Source organism: Roseiconus lacunae, assembly GCF_008312935.1.
Classification (GTDB): Bacteria; Planctomycetota; Planctomycetia; order Pirellulales; family Pirellulaceae; genus Stieleria; species Stieleria lacunae.
Map to the genome: position 1 here is coordinate 1 of NZ_VSZO01000024.1, position 19,152 is coordinate 19,152.

10 protein-coding genes are annotated in these 19,152 nt (G+C 54.7%); 6 read left to right on the forward strand and 4 right to left on the reverse strand.

The window, feature by feature from the left end; genetic code table 11:
* Positions 1-129: 129 nt before the first annotated feature.
* Positions 130-1,254 carry a hypothetical protein gene (locus FYC48_RS21935; RefSeq protein ID WP_235034366.1) on the reverse strand — a complete coding sequence of 375 codons (1,125 nt, stop codon included), beginning with the start codon at positions 1,252-1,254 and terminating at the stop codon, positions 130-132.
* 163 nt (positions 1,255-1,417) lie between these two features.
* Here FYC48_RS21935 and FYC48_RS21940 point away from each other — a divergent pair, with 163 nt between their 5' ends.
* Complete coding sequence (locus FYC48_RS21940) at positions 1,418-2,323, forward strand: alpha/beta hydrolase (protein WP_149498948.1); 906 nt, start codon at positions 1,418-1,420, stop codon at positions 2,321-2,323.
* Positions 2,324-2,504: 181 nt separating this feature from the next.
* Here FYC48_RS21940 and FYC48_RS21945 read toward each other — a convergent pair whose 3' ends face one another.
* Positions 2,505-3,248 (reverse strand): calcium-binding protein, encoded by a 744-nt coding sequence (locus FYC48_RS21945; protein ID WP_149498949.1) that lies wholly within the window; start codon positions 3,246-3,248, stop codon positions 2,505-2,507.
* A gap of 295 nt (positions 3,249-3,543) precedes the next feature.
* Here FYC48_RS21945 and FYC48_RS21950 point away from each other — a divergent pair, with 295 nt between their 5' ends.
* Entirely contained in the window at positions 3,544-4,563 is a 1,020-nt protein-coding gene (locus tag FYC48_RS21950; RefSeq protein WP_149498950.1) for a DUF1559 domain-containing protein, read from the forward strand.
* On the forward strand, positions 4,560-4,988 hold the full coding sequence (locus tag FYC48_RS21955; RefSeq protein ID WP_149498951.1) for a peptidase associated/transthyretin-like domain-containing protein: 429 nt from the start codon (positions 4,560-4,562) through the stop codon (positions 4,986-4,988). The genes FYC48_RS21950 and FYC48_RS21955 overlap by 4 nt, the downstream gene beginning before the upstream one ends.
* A gap of 181 nt (positions 4,989-5,169) precedes the next feature.
* Here FYC48_RS21955 and FYC48_RS21960 read toward each other — a convergent pair whose 3' ends face one another.
* Both FYC48_RS21960 and FYC48_RS21965 read right to left on the reverse strand, forming a co-directional pair.
* Positions 5,170-5,394: a hypothetical protein gene (locus FYC48_RS21960; protein ID WP_149498952.1), complete on the reverse strand. Its 225-nt coding sequence runs from the start codon at positions 5,392-5,394 to the stop codon at positions 5,170-5,172.
* 68 nt (positions 5,395-5,462) lie between these two features.
* Positions 5,463-6,026: a type 1 glutamine amidotransferase domain-containing protein gene (locus FYC48_RS21965; protein WP_149498953.1), complete on the reverse strand. Its 564-nt coding sequence runs from the start codon at positions 6,024-6,026 to the stop codon at positions 5,463-5,465.
* 514 nt (positions 6,027-6,540) lie between these two features.
* On the opposite strand from FYC48_RS21965, the gene FYC48_RS21970 reads away from it, so the two are divergent.
* The 3 genes from FYC48_RS21970 to FYC48_RS21980 all read left to right on the forward strand — a co-directional run bounded on the left by FYC48_RS21970 (position 6,541) and on the right by FYC48_RS21980 (position 19,042).
* The gene (locus FYC48_RS21970; RefSeq protein ID WP_149498954.1) at positions 6,541-16,239 is read left to right on the forward strand and encodes a DUF4347 domain-containing protein; all 9,699 of its coding nucleotides are present in this window, start codon (positions 6,541-6,543) and stop codon (positions 16,237-16,239) included.
* 104 nt (positions 16,240-16,343) lie between these two features.
* Positions 16,344-17,852: a sulfatase gene (locus tag FYC48_RS21975; protein WP_390622156.1), complete on the forward strand. Its 1,509-nt coding sequence runs from the start codon at positions 16,344-16,346 to the stop codon at positions 17,850-17,852.
* 119 nt (positions 17,853-17,971) lie between these two features.
* Entirely contained in the window at positions 17,972-19,042 is a 1,071-nt protein-coding gene (locus tag FYC48_RS21980) for a dipeptidase (protein WP_149498955.1), read from the forward strand.
* The last annotated feature ends 110 nt before the right edge of the window (positions 19,043-19,152 follow it).

The window sequence follows — 19,152 nt, forward strand, 5'->3', positions numbered from 1 at the left end:
TGCAGTCTACGAAAAGCTAAAACTTGTGTAGATACCAATGCCCAGTGGGAGAGTGAAATGACTTAAGCCGAATCTTTCGTGTTCAACTGCTTAGTCCTCTGTCTAACCCCAAGGTTCGGGTTCGGCTCATCAGCCCAAGAGTTCAAACTCGGACTGCACATAGGGTTTGCCATTGATCTGAATCGTCAGCCCATGAGTCCCTGGATAAAGCGTAAAAGTGGTCGCATTGGCGTGCAGCTTATGCCGCTTACGGAACGTCTGGGTTTGTTGGGATTCAATCTCCGTCACAGAAAGCTTGAACACTTTGCCTGCGCGATCTCCGTTTGCTTTAACGAAATCGATGACATAGTCAACGATCAAGGCCTCACGACGTTGGGCAGTCACGTCAAATGTAAACTCCAATGTCTCGCCGGGATGTATTTGCTGAATGGATAAGTTGATATCGCCGACTTCGATTTGCGGTTTGGTTCGATAGCCAAGAAAAGTCAGAGTTTTCGAATGGCCTTGCTTAATCAGTGTTCTTAAGGCGTGCTTTGTCATCCACACCAGCTCTTCGGAACTCTGTCGTTTTTCTTTCTTCCAACGTCGAAGCGTCGCGATGACCAAGTCTGGATTTTGCTTTGAAATATCATTGAGATGATTGGCGACGCTACGGGTGACATACCGGGTCGGATCGGCGTATAGCTGGTCAAGCAACGGAATCGGCGTTTCCACCGCAAGTGGTACCTTGCCGGACCATGGCAATGACGGACGCGTCCCTTCGCTTACCAACCGCCGCACATGGTAATTCCGATGCGTTGCCCACTTACCAAGTTCGGCGACAGTTTCATCAGGAAAGTCTCGGATGAATGCTCGGATCGCGTCTTCCATTGAAAAACGTTTGGTAATTTCTTGCAGTGTTTTCAATGATCGACGCAGATGGCGTTTCGACCGTCCGTTGCGTACGACGTATTCGCCGAGTGGCGCAAAGATGAAGTCACCGAAATCGTCATCCGCTAACGCTTCGTCGAGAGGCGGTGGCAATGCGTTGACGATTTGCTCGGTGGCAATTCTGAAGTCCGACGAGAGATGCTTTTCGAGCGTTTCGGCGATCAAAACAATTCGCTGTTTCAGCTCCAGGTTTTTGAGTTTTTGCATCACCTGTCGTACAAAGATGCCCTCTTTGAATTCAGGATCGGCCGAGTGAAATTGCTTCGCCAGATACTCGACGCGATCACGATTGAACAAATGGTCTTTTAAGCTGAAACCGCTCACAATTCTGAATCTCCTTCGGCGACGGTCTAGATCGATTTTTCAGTGTCTTTTTATTTCCGCTGCAAACTTGGTGGCATGTCGGCTCATTGGCAAGGGCGGAATCGACTGAAATCCGGTAAGTTAATGCGATCAGTAACTTGCCTCACATTCAGATTCGCCCGCCATGATTCGCTACTTCACTCTATTCTCGATCCTCCTATTGATCGGTTCGTTGGGTTTCGAAGACTCCACTTGGGGTCAAGGAACTTCCTCGACACTGTCTACTCGCGATACCAACTCCATTGGCATCCGGGTGATTCGAGACGTTGCTTACAAAACAGGATCGGTTTCGGAAGCGGAGCAGACGCGCTGTAAGCTGGACTGGTATCTGCCGTCCACTTCATCGGACACCCCCGCGGGGTTTCCCACAATCGTTTGGTTTCACGGAGGTGGTCTGCAAAACGGCCACAAGGCGGGAGATCACGAAGTTGCGATCGCAAAACGCTATGCAGGCGATGGGATCGCCGTCGCCTCGGTGAATTATCGCTTGTCACCAAATGCGAACTACCCGGCCTATGTCGACGACGCCGCCGCCGCAGTGGCGTTCGTCTACAAAAACGTTCAATCGCACGGCGGAGACCAACGCCGCGTGTTTGTTTCGGGACACTCGGCCGGCGGCTACCTCACCGCGATGGTGGGTCTGCACCCTGAACGACTTTCGAGGTACGGCGTCAAGCGAACCGATCTAGCGGGCTACGTCCCGATCGCAGGACAAATGGTCACCCACTCAACCGTCCGAGGTGAACGAGGAATCCCACGGCATCAACCGATCATTGATGAGGCCGCTCCTTCTTTCCACGTCACCAAGGACGCATCGCCATTTCTATGCTTCGCAGGCGACAATGACCTGCCAGCCAGGTCGGAAGAGAATCGCTATTTCGTCGCGGCGATGAAAGCGGCCGGACACGATGACGTAACATTCGTCGAAGTTGCCGGGCGTGACCATGGTTCGATCGCTAACCGCATGGACGAACCTGGTGACGAAGTCGCGGCGGCGTTAAAACGATTCATCAACCGTGCCGCTCATTAAACGACCGGTTGATTCATGACGTTCTGATCACTTGGTTGCGATTTATCCGCAGCCTTAACGCTTCGTTCTGTTTGAAAGGACGGGTTCGAGTCATCAGCCGACGGGCATTAGCCGCGGTTATTGCACCGAAGCCGTAGTTAACGCCATGTGGCTGAGATTACATTCGAGTTGGAACGAAGCCCTAGTACCCATACTCTTGTAGCGTGTCTTCCTGTTCGTCAAAGTCGACGAGTACCTCTTCGTCGACACGAACCGTCGTGGTCGTGCGGATGGCATAGCGACTGATCGTCGGACGCAGTAGCCAAGACAAGCCACTCATGATCGGCGAGAAGCTGTATAGCGGAACCGCTTCGTACGAGTAGTACTGCACGAAGGTGTCATCTCCGTTGTCGCCTTGCAACCAATCCTGATCCCCATCCGCACCGCCATGGAGGTTGTCTTTTCCGCCCCGACCGTAGAGTTGATCGAGTCCTGGTCCACCCTGTAGATTGTCGCCGAGCATGCTGCCTTCGATGTAATCGTCACCGCCTTCACCGAAGACGATCACTTCCACCGGGACATCAATGTCGGAAAGGACTGCATCGTTTCCGTCGCGACAGAGAATGATCACTCGCTGAACATCATCGAAGCTGTTCTTGTAGCGAAAGTCCTTGTCGGCAAGATCATCCAACTCATCGTCGGTCAACCCGTAGGGCCCGGGGATCTCGCTGTGGTCGTCACTGTCGAACATGAACCCACGGATCACCAAGTCGTCGTCGTCTCGGCTAATCCAAATAAGATCATGTGAATCATCGAGGGTGATTTGCACGTAACCGGTTTCGCTATCGCATTCATCGTCGATGTCGTAGTCGACACCGGCTCGTGTGGTGCCAACAGATGTTGCGAAACAAAGTAAAAACACCGTCAAAGTTTTTCTGTAACCCATGCTTCCGATCCCCGTTCAAAAAAGTGGTTTGGGCGGCCGGACCGCCGTCGATGCCTTGATGATCTGCCAAGCGTCGAGTCAGTCCGTATGTGACGAGCACATCGAAAAGAAGGGCGTTTTTCCCTGGAAAAAACGTGGTAGGACACAGTTTCGGTGTGATCCGCCGCACGATTCCCCGGAACCAAAAACTTTCTTGCAAACGTGGTGACTCAATTGCACCTGCAAAACGGGGGGCAGAGTATACTGGCCCGAGGTCGGACTAAACTTCAAAACATCGAAGCGATGGACGTTTAAAATGTTGTTGCGTGCTTCTCGTCGGGGTTTCACCCTGATTGAGTTGTTGGTCGTTATCGGAATTATCGGAATTTTGGTTGCGTTATTGCTTCCCGCCGTTCAGTCGGCCAGGGAGGCTGCGAGACGCACCGATTGCTCGAACCGTGTACGTCAGTTGGCGCTTGCGTCACAACTCCACCATGACACCTATGGTTACTTTCCACCTGCACGGTACGAATCGCGGCCGGACGCCAATCCGGCCGATCAGTGCGGCCTGGAAACACCGACCTGGTTAGCCCGGGTGATGCCGTTCATCGAGCAAGCCGCGTTGGGCCAGCAGTGGGATTTTTCGAAGCCCTGGCATCAACACCACGAGAACGTTCGCACCGTTGTCCCTGACATTTTTCTGTGCCCCTCAAGACGCAGCGGCGAAAAGCCGGTCGGCATGCGTAGTTTGCGCACGACGGTTGATGGCGGCGGCGGACGTTTGCCCTGCGGTTGCCCCATGCCTGCCCGCCCCGTCGATGTCTCGATGGACGTGCTTGGTGCTCTCTGCGACTACGCAGGCAACCATGGCGATCTGACTCCCGGCGCGATCGGCGAGCCGACAGACTTTTATTTCGGAGGCAACGGGACCGGGGTCATTATCAGTACGCGACCAAACTGCAAATCTGGAAAAGCAGTCAGTCCGCGAGATCGTATTCGAATGGCGTCGGTCAGCGACGGAACATCAAATACGTTTCTCTTCGGTGAAAAGTTTGTGCCGCCGACCAAGCTCGCAACCTTCCCGTTCGATTCGCCAGCCTACGATGGAGATCACCTACCGGCATCATGTCGTCTCGCCGGACCGGGCTTACGTTTGGCTAATGGCCCAGACGATGTCCTTGCAGACATGTTTTCGTTCGGAAGTTGGCACCCCGGTGGTGTCCATTTCGCGTTGGTCGATGGAAGCGTGCAATTCTTTAGCCCCTTCACCGACACGAAGGTGCTCGGCTCTTTGGCCAACCGTCGCGACTCGAGAGTGGTCGAATTGACCCAATGAATAGATGTTGTTCCGCCCACTGCATCGGTTTGCTACTCACTTCACTGCTGTTTGGGCTGGTCGGTTGCGGCCAACCGGTTGGCCCGACGTCGGGACGGGTGACGTTCAGCGATGGGGCACCGGTTCGCTCAGGAAGCATCGAATTTCGAAGCACCGTTGATCGCCAGCGATATGCCAGTCGGATAGAAACCGACGGGTCGTTCCATCCGACAAGCCAAGATGGCGAAGTCGGATTACCTCCGGGAACGTATGACGTCGTGGTCGTTCAAATTGTTCTGACCGAAGACTTGGCCAAGGAAGCACACACGCATGGCGGAACAGTACCGAGGCGTTATGCTGATTATTACACCAGCGGATTAACGGTCGAAGTATCCGAACAGACCGAAACGGTTGACATACAAGTGGACGCCGAAGGCGCGACTTAGATGTCACTCCCCCGGGCCAGGTATGTTAGCGTCGGCCAAATGCGACTACTGTTGGCAATTCCCAGAACTTCTGTCGGTACCGTTTTCTGCTAACAACGACAGCTCGCTGACGATCATAAGTTTTAGGCAACGATGTTGTCTTTGTCCCCAGGACAAGGCCCGAGGACAAGCTCATCGATAACTAGGGGGTTTCATTTGGTTGCTCGTCGAGATCGACGTCGACATCGATGCGTCGGTCAATCTCGTCGGCGGCCCTCTTCGTCGCCTCAACCATCTCCGACGTGTCTTGACGGACACTTTCCGAATCAACACGTACGGTTGGATCGCCGTTGGTATCGTCGTATCGTAACCAACCGATTAGAAACAAGGCGGCAACAACTAGTACCGCGACTAATATCCCACGCATCTTTAAACCTCAACTCTCTATAGACTGAACTTCACTTCGGATCTCACTGCGGCAATCAGCGGAAGCGACTATGCCGTTTGCTCGGCGTGCTTGCCTTCGGCGAATTCTTCGATTGCCTTATCGCAGAACGCTGGTAGGTCGTCGGGGCATCGACTGGTCACCAAACCTTCATCACAGACACACTCCTCATCAACCCATTCCGCACCGGCGTTAATCAGGTCGGTCTTCACACTCGGCCAAGAGGTCACTTTCCGACCTCGGACGACATCTGCCTCGACCAACAACCAGGGCCCGTGACAGATCGCGGCGACAGGCTTGTGCTGTTTAAAGAAATCACGCACGAAGTCCACGGCGGACTCGTTTGTCCGCAATGCATCGGGATTAAACACCCCGCCTGGCAACACCAGTCCGTCGTAGTCTTCCGCGGAGACTTGATCGATTGTCTTATCAACGTTGTGCTGGTCTGCTTTCTCGTCATGGTTAACACCTTGAATCTTGCCTGATTCAAGCGATACCAACTCGACGTCTGCTCCGGCGTTCTTGATTGATTTCCAGGGACGCACCAATTCGCTTTGCTCGACGCCGTCGGTGGCCAAAAATGCGATTCGCTTTCCTTTGAGTGAGTTCGACATGAGTGATTTCCTGTGATGTATCTCGGTGATTTGTTCGGCTTGTTGAACGACGTCTGAATGAAAATGCAAACGCCGTGCCCGGATCGAAAACCGATCGCGAACCGTTCAATTGCAGGGATTTGATGGCCACAAAAACTTAAGCGAATCGGTGGGGGCTCAAGGTGGAAGCTTATCGGCCACCACCCCATTCATTACGCCGGGTGCAGACCCCGCCACGGAAGCAAGTGTCCGTAAGTGCCTGTCACAGCGATTGCCGCGAGAAATCGGCACAGGTGGAACATCCTCAATAACCGTCTTTTAAAGACCTGACGAAAGCCCCTCATCGCTCAGCTTCTGAAACCGCCGAAACCGGTTTGTGATGTCTCTGACATAGAGTTTCCGAGCGAGGTTTGCGCCCGAGTGACGCTTTGCGAAATCTGCGCCGAATGACCGGCGGATCATCGCCTTGGTAGAACGTGACGGTTGTTTGCCTCGAAACGCTACATGCCAACGGACTTATCTCTAGAACTGCACCGTGTCATTGAATCCTTCGAAACGTGTCTTTGATTTTTTCCCATTGGAAGATCGAATCCTTCTGAGCGCCGATGGATTCCATCCCGGTGACGGCGTGATTGACGGAGAGGTCGCCTACCTGGACCAAATGATCGAATCCATGAGAGACCAAGAAGGTCTGTCAGGTACTCCACAAACACCGGAAACGAATGGGGAATCGAATGATGAAGCTGATTCGAACGCGTTGACGGCGGAAGGGCAAGCGAACTCTTCGGATGAGTCAACCACGAAGTCGCTTGAAGTCATTGTCATCGATGCGGGCGTCGATGACGCAAATCAACTAATTTCTGATCTACGCGACCGACGTGACGACGAAACCCAATGGGTGATTGTTGAACTTTCGGCGGACCAGGATGGAGTGAACCAGATCAGCCAGGTTCTTGCCGAGCTTTCGGATGTCAACGCGATTCACTTGCTCAGTCATAGCGATGGGGAAGGTTTACAACTCGGCAATACGACCCTGGTCGAGGATTCACTGACAGGATACGCCGGTGCGATCGCTGGGTGGAGCGATGGGCTCGCCGATGGTGCGGACATACTGATCTATGGCTGTGACCTCGCCTCCACCGAACAAGGTCGATTGCTGATCGATTCTCTAGCTGCATTGTGCCAATGTGACGTGGCGGCAAGCGATGATGCAACCGGACACGAATCACTCGGCGGTGACTGGGACCTTGAATACAACGTCGGGTCGATCCAGACGAACGTGTTTCTTTCAGATTCGGCGAAGGCGACATGGCAAGACACGTTGGCGGTCATTACCGTCACAACATTGGCTGACGAAAACGATGGCAACACCACCGACATCACCAGCCTCAATGCGACCCCCGGAGGATCGGGGATCTCGCTTCGCGAAGCCATCATCGCCGCGAACAACACGGCCGGCCCCGATACGATTGTTCTTGGTGACGGAACGTACGCTTTGACGATTACCGGCCAGCATGAATCGTCCGGAGCCACCGGTGACTTGGACATCACCGGTGATATCACGATCACAGGAAACGGAGCGACTGACACCACGATCAATGCCGCTTCCTTGCTGGACCGGATCTTTCATGTCCAGGTCGGTGGTACGTTGACGATTGATGGCCTTACTCTGACGGGCGCGGCTTCTGGAACAGAGCTTGGTGCCGCCGTTTTCAACGAAGGGACCTTCAATGCCACCGATGTGGTTTTGACCGGAAACAGTGCGACGGGACACAACGGCGGGGCGATCGCGTCGACGGGAACGACCACCCTGGATCGTGTTGCCGTCATCAACAATGCGGCGATCCAAGGTGGTGGCATTTATGTCAGCGCAGGAACGACGACGCTGAATAACGTCACGGTCAGTGGCAATGTCGCCGACTTTGATGGCGGCGGCATTCGCGCGATCAATGGTGGCACGGTCGTGAATATCGATCACTCGACGATCGCCGACAACGAAGGCACTGCCGGAAACGGAGGTGGTATCAGTATCACCGATGCCACGGTCAACCTTAGCAGTTCGATCGTCGCCGATAACATGTCCCAGTTTAGCGGCCAAGATGTCACCGGAACGATTGTCAGCGGAGGCGACAACCTAGTCGAGCACAACACCGGCGTTAGCGGGGCGATCGGAAGCGACATCCTTGGCAGTGATCCTGGATTGTCAACTTTGACGACAATCGGCGAAACGTTCGTCCACACCTTCGATTCATCGAGTCTGGCACATGACGGGGCAACCGGATCAACCGAAGTCCTCGATCAAACCGGGCAGACACGCGATGCGGACCGTGACATCGGGGCCTATGAATTCATCGAAGATCCGACATCGATTGTCGCGACAAGCAACACCGATGGCGGTCTGTCGATCAATGCCGATGGTGGATTTGACACTTACTTGGTTGCCGACGATGGGGGGGCGATCCTGGGCGGCCTGAGCTCGTTTACCTATGAACTCCGGTTCTCCACGACGGACACGACCTCTCAGACACCATTGATGTCTTACGCGTCCGGTACGAGCGCCAATGAAATGTTAGTCTTCTTCGTAAACGATGAAATCTCTTTCCATCTCCGTAACCAAACCCTGACGCTGACCGCGATCAACTACAACACGCTTCGTGATGGAAACCCGCATCAAATCGCGTTGACTTGGGACAATGCCGCGGGTGACTGGGCGTTCTACATTGATGGCTCCGTTGTAGAGAGTGGATCGGGATTCGCAACCGGACATGTCATCGGCAGTGGAGGCACACTCCTGTTTGGTCAAGAACAAGACTCGGTCGAAGGCGGGTTTGTCCAGGAGCAGGTTTTCAAGGGCTCGCTCTATCACGCACGAGTTTTTTCGCAGGTTCGATCTTCCGATCAAATCCACGCGGCCTATCAAACTTCGCTGCCTTACGACGAACCGTCTTTGTTAGCCCAATGGGACTTCACCAACCTTTCCACCGACGGAGTCATTACCGAATCGGTCGAGGGCAACAACCTTTCGGTGCGGCATGTCTCAGGCTACTCACAAAGCCAACCAATACTGAACCTCGCAGTTGATGAAAACGTTTCGGACGGCACTGTCGTCGCGAGCGTTGCCGGAGTTGATCCGGAACGCGAGGCATTGATTGCGACGCTCTTGGCCAGTGATCCGAATCTCGTTTACAGCAGCGAGACCGGGAAATTTTATAAAGCCATTGGATCTGTCTCGGACTGGGCAACCGCCGAATCCAATGCAATGGCTACCAACCTTAACGGAGTTGGCGGCCAACTCGCCACGATCCAAAATGCGACCGAACAAGAAATTCTAGCGTCGTTTGCATCCAACCTAGGTGTGGAATTGTTCCTGGGGGGAACTGATCTCACAGCGGAGGGAACTTGGCGGTGGCAAGCAAATGGAATTGATGCGGAATCGTTTTGGATCGGCCAATCTAACGGTCGTAATGTCGATGGTGCCTACGTTAACTGGCAGTCTGGATCGGAGCCCAATAACAATAGCGGGAATCAGCATTATCTGAGTCTTCAGGTCGATGGGACGTGGGACGACGAAGCACTCAATGGCGGCAATGACAACGGATACATTATCGAGTGGGACGCAGATTCAGTCCTCGATGCGACCCAAGCACTGACCTACACGATGCTGTCACAAACGGTAGCCGGTGCGTTTTCGATTGACAGTGACCGTGGACAGATCATCGTCGCGGACGGTTCACTATTGGACTATGAGTCGAACGCCTCTCACATCATCGACCTACGTGTCACTGACGCCGACGGGAATACGCGTGATGAGAGCTTCACCATCGTTATCAACGACATCAATGAGTCGTTCGCGGTCACTTCCGATCTTTCCAGTGGCATCGAGATCAATCAAGACGGAGGCAATGACGCGTATTTGATCGCCAATGACGGTGGCAGTTTGTTTGCCGGGTTATCCGCGTTGACTTTTGAATCCAGTCTTCGAATCGACGACCAGAATTCGTCCCCGACATTGTTTTCGTATTACGTCGGCGGCGATGAAGCGCAATTGCAGCTCAACACGTCTGACCAGCTTGTGCTACACCTTAACGGTAGTAGTATCACTTCAACGAACGCTTTCTCACAGTTGGTTGATGGCGATGTCCATCACGTTGCGGTCACTTGGGATAACACGCACGGTGACCTGCAATTTTATATCGACGGAGAGCTCGCGGAATCGTTCAGCGGATTTCAGGCCGGCACGACTCTCGACGGAGGAGGCGAATTCGTTCTCGGAAATGATCAAAGCGGTTTGGACTCAGGCTATCAAGCCGATCGATCTCTACACGGAACGTTCTACGACGTCCGACTTTGGAACGAGGCCCGCAGCGACGCTGAGATTTCGCTGAACTATCAACACAAACTCGATCTTACCCCGGCGGAAGCAACCGCATCGGGTTTGATCGCCAATTGGCAAATGGTGTTCAACGGTTCGAGCGAAGTGATCGACATCGTCAGTGAGGGGACAACGAACAACCGTTTGCAAGTCAGCCATGCCAGCGGAACGGGCTTCAGTCCAAGCACTGCGACAGCCGATCTCCATGTCTCTGAAACTAGCACGAACGGAACGTCCGTCGGATTCATTGTCCCAAGCCAGTCGGCCCCATCGGTAGATCTGGTTTCTGACGGGCTGTTCCTCGAGGCCACGCCGTCATCGGACCAATATGGCGTGACGGGGACGTTCGGCGATTGGAGCGTGAACTCGGGTAGCATCGATTTGTTCGCGACCAGCAGTTGGGAATCGCGATTCGGAGGCCGAATGGTCAACCTTGATGGTGGCTCTCCGGGATCGATTAGCCAATCGATCGCGACGACAGCGGGAACACAGTACCAAGTCGTCTTTAGCCTGACCGGTGATTTTAGCGGCGGCGACCCGATCAAAGATTTGCGTGTCAGTGCCGATGGCCAATTCGAGGATTTTAGTATCAGCGAAAACTCACACTGGAGTTGGGGCAATACCCAGGCATTAGAGTCTCGTCAGTTCACATTCACCGCAGATTCGGCGTCTACCGAACTTACATTCGCTTCCCTTGAATCAGCTGGAAGCCTGTATGGTCCCTACATCGGTGACATTCGAGTGATCGAGATCCCGGCAGCGATCACGACGATCCTTGATGCCGATGGATCGCTTCAGTACGACACCAACACACACAAGTTTTATCGCTACGTCAATGTGAACGAACAGTTTTCGAGCGCACAAGCGAATGCGATTGCGGCAACGGTGAATGGCGCATCCGGACAATTAGTGACGATCCGCTCAGCGTACGAAAACGATCTTGTTCACCAAATGATCAGTGACGATATTTGGATCGGGGCGTCCGACGAATCCAGTGAAGGCGACTGGCGGTGGCTGCAAGGAAACACAGATGCCGATGCTTTCTGGTCGGGTGGCATCGGTGGAACCGCAGTCGATGGTCACTATACAAACTGGAACGGTGGCGAACCGAACAACACCACTTCGGTAGATCCTAATGGCGAAGACGCAGCCGAAATGTTTGCCGGCAGCGGTCGGTGGAATGATCTTCCCGACCATCCGGCACGTACCCAAGGCTATGTCATCGAATGGGATGCAGATCAAGTCTTGTCCGGGTATACCTTTGCGTTGACTGATGACGCGGGTGGACGCTTTTCGATTGATGCATCAAGTGGCGAAATCATCGTCGCCGATGCATCGCTACTGGACTTCGAAACCTTCTCTTCGCATACCATCACCGCAGAAGTCACCGATGCTTCGGGGGACACTTACACCGAAGTCATGACGATCGCGGTCGATGATGCACCGGGAGACGCACAGTTTACCATCCCGATCGGACAATCGTTCGACGAAGACACGACGTTGGTGTTTTCAAATGCGAACGGCAATGCGATTGTACTGAATGATGGATCATCACAAACGCCGACGCTCACGACGACGTTGAGCGTCTCGAGCGGTAACTTAACCTTGGCGTCGACGACCGGGATCACCTTCCTTGCCGGAACGAACAACGGCGAGTCGATTCTAACGATCGCCGGGACCGAGACAGCGATTAACAATGCCCTGGATGGTTTGCAGTACGATCCGATCGCCGATGACAACGGTTTCGAATCGTTGGTGATTTCAACCGGATCAACACCGATCACCGAAGGCAATCTCTATGCCCGATACGAATTCGAAGATGGATCGCTGATCGACCAAAGCGGCAACGGATACGATGGGACTGCGATTTCAGACCCCGCCATTGCCGTCGATGCCAGCCGAGGCGATGGCATTCAGCTCGATTCCAATGACGGTGTCTCGATTGCCGGCGGCACGAGTGGACTTGCCGATGAAGTCACGATCGCCGCCTGGGTCAACCTCGATCCGGCGCAGCAAGACGCGGTACTTTTATCGCTCGGGGATGAGTTCTATGTCACCTTGGATGTGTCCGCACCCGGGGGAGGCTTAGGGATCACGGCGGGGGCGTTCAGCAGTACGACATCGAATCCGGCACACGAGATCGCCGGCGACGGATGGCATCACATCGCAGCGACCATTGACGATGTCGCCGATCAAATCACGCTTTATCTTGATGGCGTTTTGATCGCCACCATTGACACCAGCTTAGACATCGACTGGGGAACGGCCCCCAGTCCCAACGTCACCATCGGCGGCCTTGCTTCCGGCGCGATGCCGCTGGTAGGAAGTCTTGATGATGTTCGCATCTACGATGCAGTGCTGAGTGAATCTGAAGTCATCGCCGTGATGGGTGACCAAGGTCATTCGATCGCAACGGTTGGCATGACGGTTCGTGCGATCAATGATGACCCGGTCAACGCAGGCAGTTTGCCGTCGGATATTTTGGTCACGATTGACACGCTCAGCAATGTTAATTTGACCGACGTCGACTTTAGCGATGTTGACGCCGGATCAAATGCAGTGACGGTCACACTCGCCACGACAACTGGCGGTGAGTTAACGGCGTCATCCGGCGGAGGCATCCTGGTTGGTGGTTCCGCAAACGCGAGGACATTCACCGGCTCGATCAGTGATCTGAATGCCTACTTCGATGATGTAACGAACATCCGATATCAACATGGGACACCGGGAACAACCGGCAACGATGCTGACACGCTGTCGCTGACGATCAATGACGGAGGTAACACCGGAACAGGCGGCGGTGGAAACGTCGCTCTTGGCTCGGTCAATGTCGACATTAGTCCGCCGAACCAAGCTCCAGTGCTCTCGCCATATGGTCCCGTGTACAACACTTCGGAGGATGCGGCCCCGCTGACCGCTTCTGTGGGGACTGTGCTTTGGTCAAGCATGTCCGATCCCGACCCAGGGTCCGTCGAGGGAATCGCGGTGTTTGGGTTTACTGGAAGCGGCGGAACACTGGAATACAGCCTGGACGGTTCCAACTGGTTCGCGTTCCCATCCGTTTCTTCGACGTCCGCATTGTTGCTTCGCAGCAGCGACCAATTTCGGTTCACACCCTCAACCGAAAACGGCGGTGTCTTGCAAGTCGACTATCGAGGTTGGGACCAAACATCGGGAACCGCTGGGACGCTTGCCGATACATCAATCAATGGCGGATCAACGGCCTACAGCAGTGCTTCCGATCGTGTCCAGGTCAACCTTACAAGTATCAACGACGCACCGGTGCTGGACAACTCTGGCACGATGACGTTGACGACGATCAGCGAAGATGACACCAACAACGCCGGTGACTCGGTCGCGTCGATCATCGCTTCCGCCGGAGGCGACCGCATTACCGATGTTGATACCGGATCGGTCGAAGGCATCGCGATCACCAATCAAGACAACGGAAACGGAACCTGGCAATACTCCACCAACGGAGGGTCCACATGGTCCGACTTTGGTGCCGTCAGCGACAACGCCGCGCTACTGCTGCGCAGTACCGACTTGGTGCGATTTGAACCCAACGGAGCGAACGGAACGTCCCCCGACTTTACCTTCCGCGCCTGGGATCAGACCACAGGATCCGCCGGCGCGAAAGTCGATGCCAGTACCAACGGAGGCACCACCGCGTTTAGTACCGCTACCGAAGCGGTTTCCATCACCGTCACGGACATCAATGACGAACAAGTCATCGCGACCAATACCGGGGCCACCGTCGTGGAAGGTTCCAGCGGAAACGTGATCTCCAATACACAGCTTCGCACAACGGACGCCGATCACAGCAGTAGCCAACTCGTTTACACCGTCGATTCGATCCCTTCGTCAGGAACGCTGTACCGAAACGGAGTGGCCTTGGCTGCGACCGACACGTTCACCCAAGCCGACATCGATGCCAATCTGATCACTTACACTCACGACGGATCGGAAGCCTCGTCTGACTCGTTTAACTTCACCGTCGACGATGGTACTGGCGCGTCGTCTAGTGGAACGTTCACGCTCGGCATTACAAACGTCAACGACGCACCGGTTGCCGCATCGATCGAAGGCACAACGCTGAACGCTCCCGAAAACGGCTCCCCAGTTGCTGTCACATCGACACTCACTGTCAGCGATGTCGACGATGCAAATCTGGAATCAGCGACGATTCAAATCACGGGAAACTATTTCGCTGGCGAAGATTTGCTGTCCTTTACCAACCAAAACGGAATCACCGGATCTTGGGATGCAGGTTCAGGTACGATGACATTGACTGGGACCGCATCGGTCGCCGACTATCAAACTGCGTTGCGCAGCGTGACGTACGAAAATCTCAGTCTATCACCGAGCACCCCCGACCGAACCGTTTCCATCGTCGTCAACGACGGATCGATCAATTCGAACGCTCAAGCGAGAACCGTTTCGGTCTTGCCGGTCAACGATGATCCGACAAATACGGGTAGCTTGCCGGCTGACGTCACGGTGGTCGAAGACGTGAGAACTTCCATCGATTTATCACTGATCGATCTCGATGACTCCGATGCGGGATCAGCCGATCTGACACTCACGCTGTCGACCTCGACAGGTGGCCTGCTTTCGGCGACCAGTGGCGGAGGCGTCGTGATCACCGGTGACGGAACCGACACGTTGACACTGGTTGGATCGCTCAACGACCTGAATTCGTTTTTGGACGTGGCGACAAACCTTGAATACCTTCACGGGACTGCCAATACCTTCGGCGATGATGCCGATACCATCTTGGTCGTGATCAATGACGGGGGTGCGAGCGGAAACGGCGGAGGCGGCGATGTATCGCTCGGATCGATCAACGTCGATATCACCGCGGTCAACGATACGCCGACGGCAAGCGGCGAAAATTTCGAGGTGCGCTCGCCGGATACTGAGCTTTCGATTGACACTTCCGGGTTGATCGTCAACGACACGGACCTTGACGGAGACACCTTGTCGGTCGTACTCGTTTCTTCGACCAGCAACGGAACGCTTTCGCTAGAACCCGGTGGCGTACTGCTTTACACTCCGGCGTCCGGTTACATCGGCACGGACACGTTTTCCTACCACGTGACCGATGGCTCGGCGACGAGCAACGTGGTCACGGTGGTGATCGATGTCGAAATGGCGGCCCCCTACACCCCGCCTACGACCACCCCAGATTCGGAAGATTCGTCGAGCGAAGACTCCGACACTGAAACGGAAAACGAAGAATCGGAGTCGGAATCTGAATCGGAAGAATCGACTGAGATGGAGGAATCCACCAGCGAAGATTCTTCCAGCGAATCATCCTCGCAAAGCGCGGATGCTGCCGCCGCCGTTCCACCTCCTGCCGAAGCTGCTGGTCAAGTCAATACGAGCGAAGCTGGGGTGGCACCCGGCAAACAAGGTGAAGCGGAACAGGAAAAAGAATCTGCCGAGGCGGCCGAAGAAGCCGAGCGTGAACGGATCGAACGAATCTCGTCAACCTATCAGTCATCGCGTGGCTACGGTTCCGGTGATGGCGCGTTCAACGCCGAGTTGGTTCAATTGGATCGCATCCTACAAGAAGACCTGCGTCAAGCGATTATCTGGAGTCAATGGGATAACGCCGATCGGTACGGTGACAATTCGATGGCTTCGGTGCAGTACGCAAGTTTCGCGAGCGCTGGGATCGGGATGTTCTCCGTCGGCTATGTGATGTGGGCGCTCCGCGGTGGTGCGATGGTTGGTGTGTTCGCTTCGGCCCTGCCGGCCTGGCGATTCATTGATCCGATCGCGATGCTGTCGGCCTACCGTGACTTCCGAGACAATACCGAAGACGGATTGGAATCACTGATCCGAGTGAAGAACTAGGACGACACTCGCATGACGTGATCCCGTGGTCATTCATGCGGGCGACTCCAATTCAGGCTATGATCTCTGTCCTGAACTTTCTTCGCCCGCAATCAGTGATTGAAATGACAACGTCCTTGGGATCACCCGTGAAGTATCTCGCGTCGCAATTCACCGGCATGTTAATCCCGGTGATGCTCTGCGTCGGCCTCGGGATCACGCACGCTTCGGCCGACCAGCCCAACGTGGTGTTTCTGCTTGTTGACGATTTGGGATTCATGGATGTTGGCGTCAATAATCCCGATTCGTTTTACGAAACCCCTAACATCGATCGTCTCGCGGCTTCGGGTACCAATTTCAGCAACGGGTATGCGGCCAACCCCGTGTGCTCGCCGACGCGTTACAGTCTGCTGACCGGCCGGTATCCAAGCCGGATCGATGCGACGAATTTCTTTGCCGGAAAACGTGAAGGACGATTCAAGCCCGCAGTGCTGACCGATCGCATGCCGCTGAGCGAAATCACGCTTGCCGAGCGATTTCAATCGGCGGGCTATCGAACGATATTTGCCGGAAAATGGCACCTCGGCCCGACCGAAGAATTTTGGCCCAAACACCAAGGCTTCGATGTCAATTACGGCGGTCATCACCGAGGCGGCCCTTACGGTGGGAAGCGATATTTTTCGCCTTACGGAAATCCGCGACTGAGCGATGGCCCCGATGGCGAGCACTTGCCGATTCGACTGGCCAAGGAAACAGCTGGCTTTATCGGCAAAGACACCGAACAACCATTCTTCGCCTACCTTGCGTTTTATAGCGTTCACACGCCTTTAATGGCCCCCAAGGCGTTGGTCGATAAATACACCGCCAAGGCCAAACGTTTGGGACTCGATCAACGGCCAGCATTTGCCGATGAAGAACAGGTCTGGCCCGATGCCAAGAAGCCACGTCGCGTTCGTACGCTGCAAGCCCATGCAACGTATGCCGCGATGGTCGAGTCGATGGATCGTGCCGTCGGGATCGTGCTCGACGCAATCGATGAAGCGGGCATGACCGACGAAACGATCGTTTGCCTGACATCGGATAACGGCGGACTGAGTACCTCGGAAGGTTCGCCGACCAGCAATCTTCCGTTGCGAGGTGGAAAAGGCTGGGTGTACGAAGGCGGCATTCGCGAGGCCTTCATGATCCGTGCCCCGATGATCGACGAACAGCCGTCCCTTTGTGATCATCCGGCGATCAGCGTGGACTTCTTCCCGACGTTACTCGATCTGGCAGGAATCCCAGCAGAGCAAGATGCGCCGATCGACGGGGTCAGCTTGGCGCCGCTTCTTCGTGGTGAAAAAACACTTGAGCACCGATCTCTGTTCTGGCATTACCCCCATTACAGCAATCAAGGCGGTTTCCCAGGTGGCGCAATTCGCGAAGGCGATTGGAAACTGATCGAACGATACGAAGACGGTCGCGTTCATTTGTACAATTTGGCCAACGACATCGGCGAAACGAATGATGTCGCCAAGGATCATCCCGATCGAGTCGAGGAAATGCGATCGCGATTGCATCAATGGTATCGCGACGTCGACGCTAAGTTTCTTCGCGCCAAAGACAACGGGCCCAACCCCTTCTCGCCCCATTAAGGCGGCGGCGCTAGCGGCGGGCACGGCACGCCCCTGGGATCTGCACAGGCCCAAGGAGATCATGTTCGGCGCACGATTACCGAATCAATCTTGAAGGCACTGATCAGTAGACGACTCCCATGTTGATTTTTGATGCTCATTTAGATCTTAGCCTCAACGCGATCACCTACAATCGCGATCTCCGTCAGAGCGTTCGTCAATTACGGGCCAGTGAACAGGGCGAAGGCCTACTGGCCGGCTGGGGATGCAATACCGTCGCATTCCCCGAAATGCGACAAGCGGGAATCGGTTTATGTGTCGCGACCCAGCTGGCTGGCTGTATGAAACCTGCCGCCGCGGGTGGCGGATGGAATTCACCGGAACAAGCCCGTGCGATGACCCAAGGCCAACTTGCCTGGTATCGGGCGATGGAAGATTGCGGCGAACTACGGCAAATTCGCTGCCTACCCGATCTGGAACAACACCTCGAACAGTGGAACCGGGACCCGACGACGACACCGATCGGTTACATCCTCAGCCTCGAAGGTGCCGACTCACTTCGCACGATCGACGACCTCGAAATCTCGTTCGAACAAGGACTGCGAGCCCTCGGACCGGCACACTACGGCATCGGTCGATATGCGATGGGCCATGATCAAGACGGCCCCTTATCACAGCCATGTCGTGAATTGCTTTACGCGATGGATCGTCTGGGGATCATTCTCGATGCGACTCATCTTTGCGAGCGCACTTTCTTTGAGTCGCTCGATGTATTCACCGGACCGGTCTGGGCCAGCCACCATAATTGCCGAGCGATTGTCGACGATCCGCGTCAACTTTCGGATCAACAAATCCGCTTGTTGGCTAGCCGTGATGCGGTGATCGGCGTCGCATTCGATATTTGGATGGGTGTTCCAAACTGGAAACGCTTGGTTTCCAATCACGACAGTTACCCTGGCGCGAATATGGAAGCACTCACTCGACATGTCGATCACATTTGCCAACTTGTTGGCAGCGTCGATCACATCGGGATCGGGACCGACCTAGATGGAGGCTTCGGCACCGAGCAAACGCCGTCGGACTTGGACACGATCGCGGACCTCAAGATGTTCGTCGATCTACTGAAACAAAAAGGCTACTCTGACGATGACTTAGAAAAGATCTGCCATCGAAATTTCTTACGTGTCCTTCGCACCGCATGGAAACGCTAACCAGTTGAACGCGAATGATTCGGCTTAAGTCATTTCACTCTCCCACTGGGCATTGGTATCTACACAAGTGCGAAGGGGAGAGCTTTGGCTTTGAGCCGTTTGAGTGTACC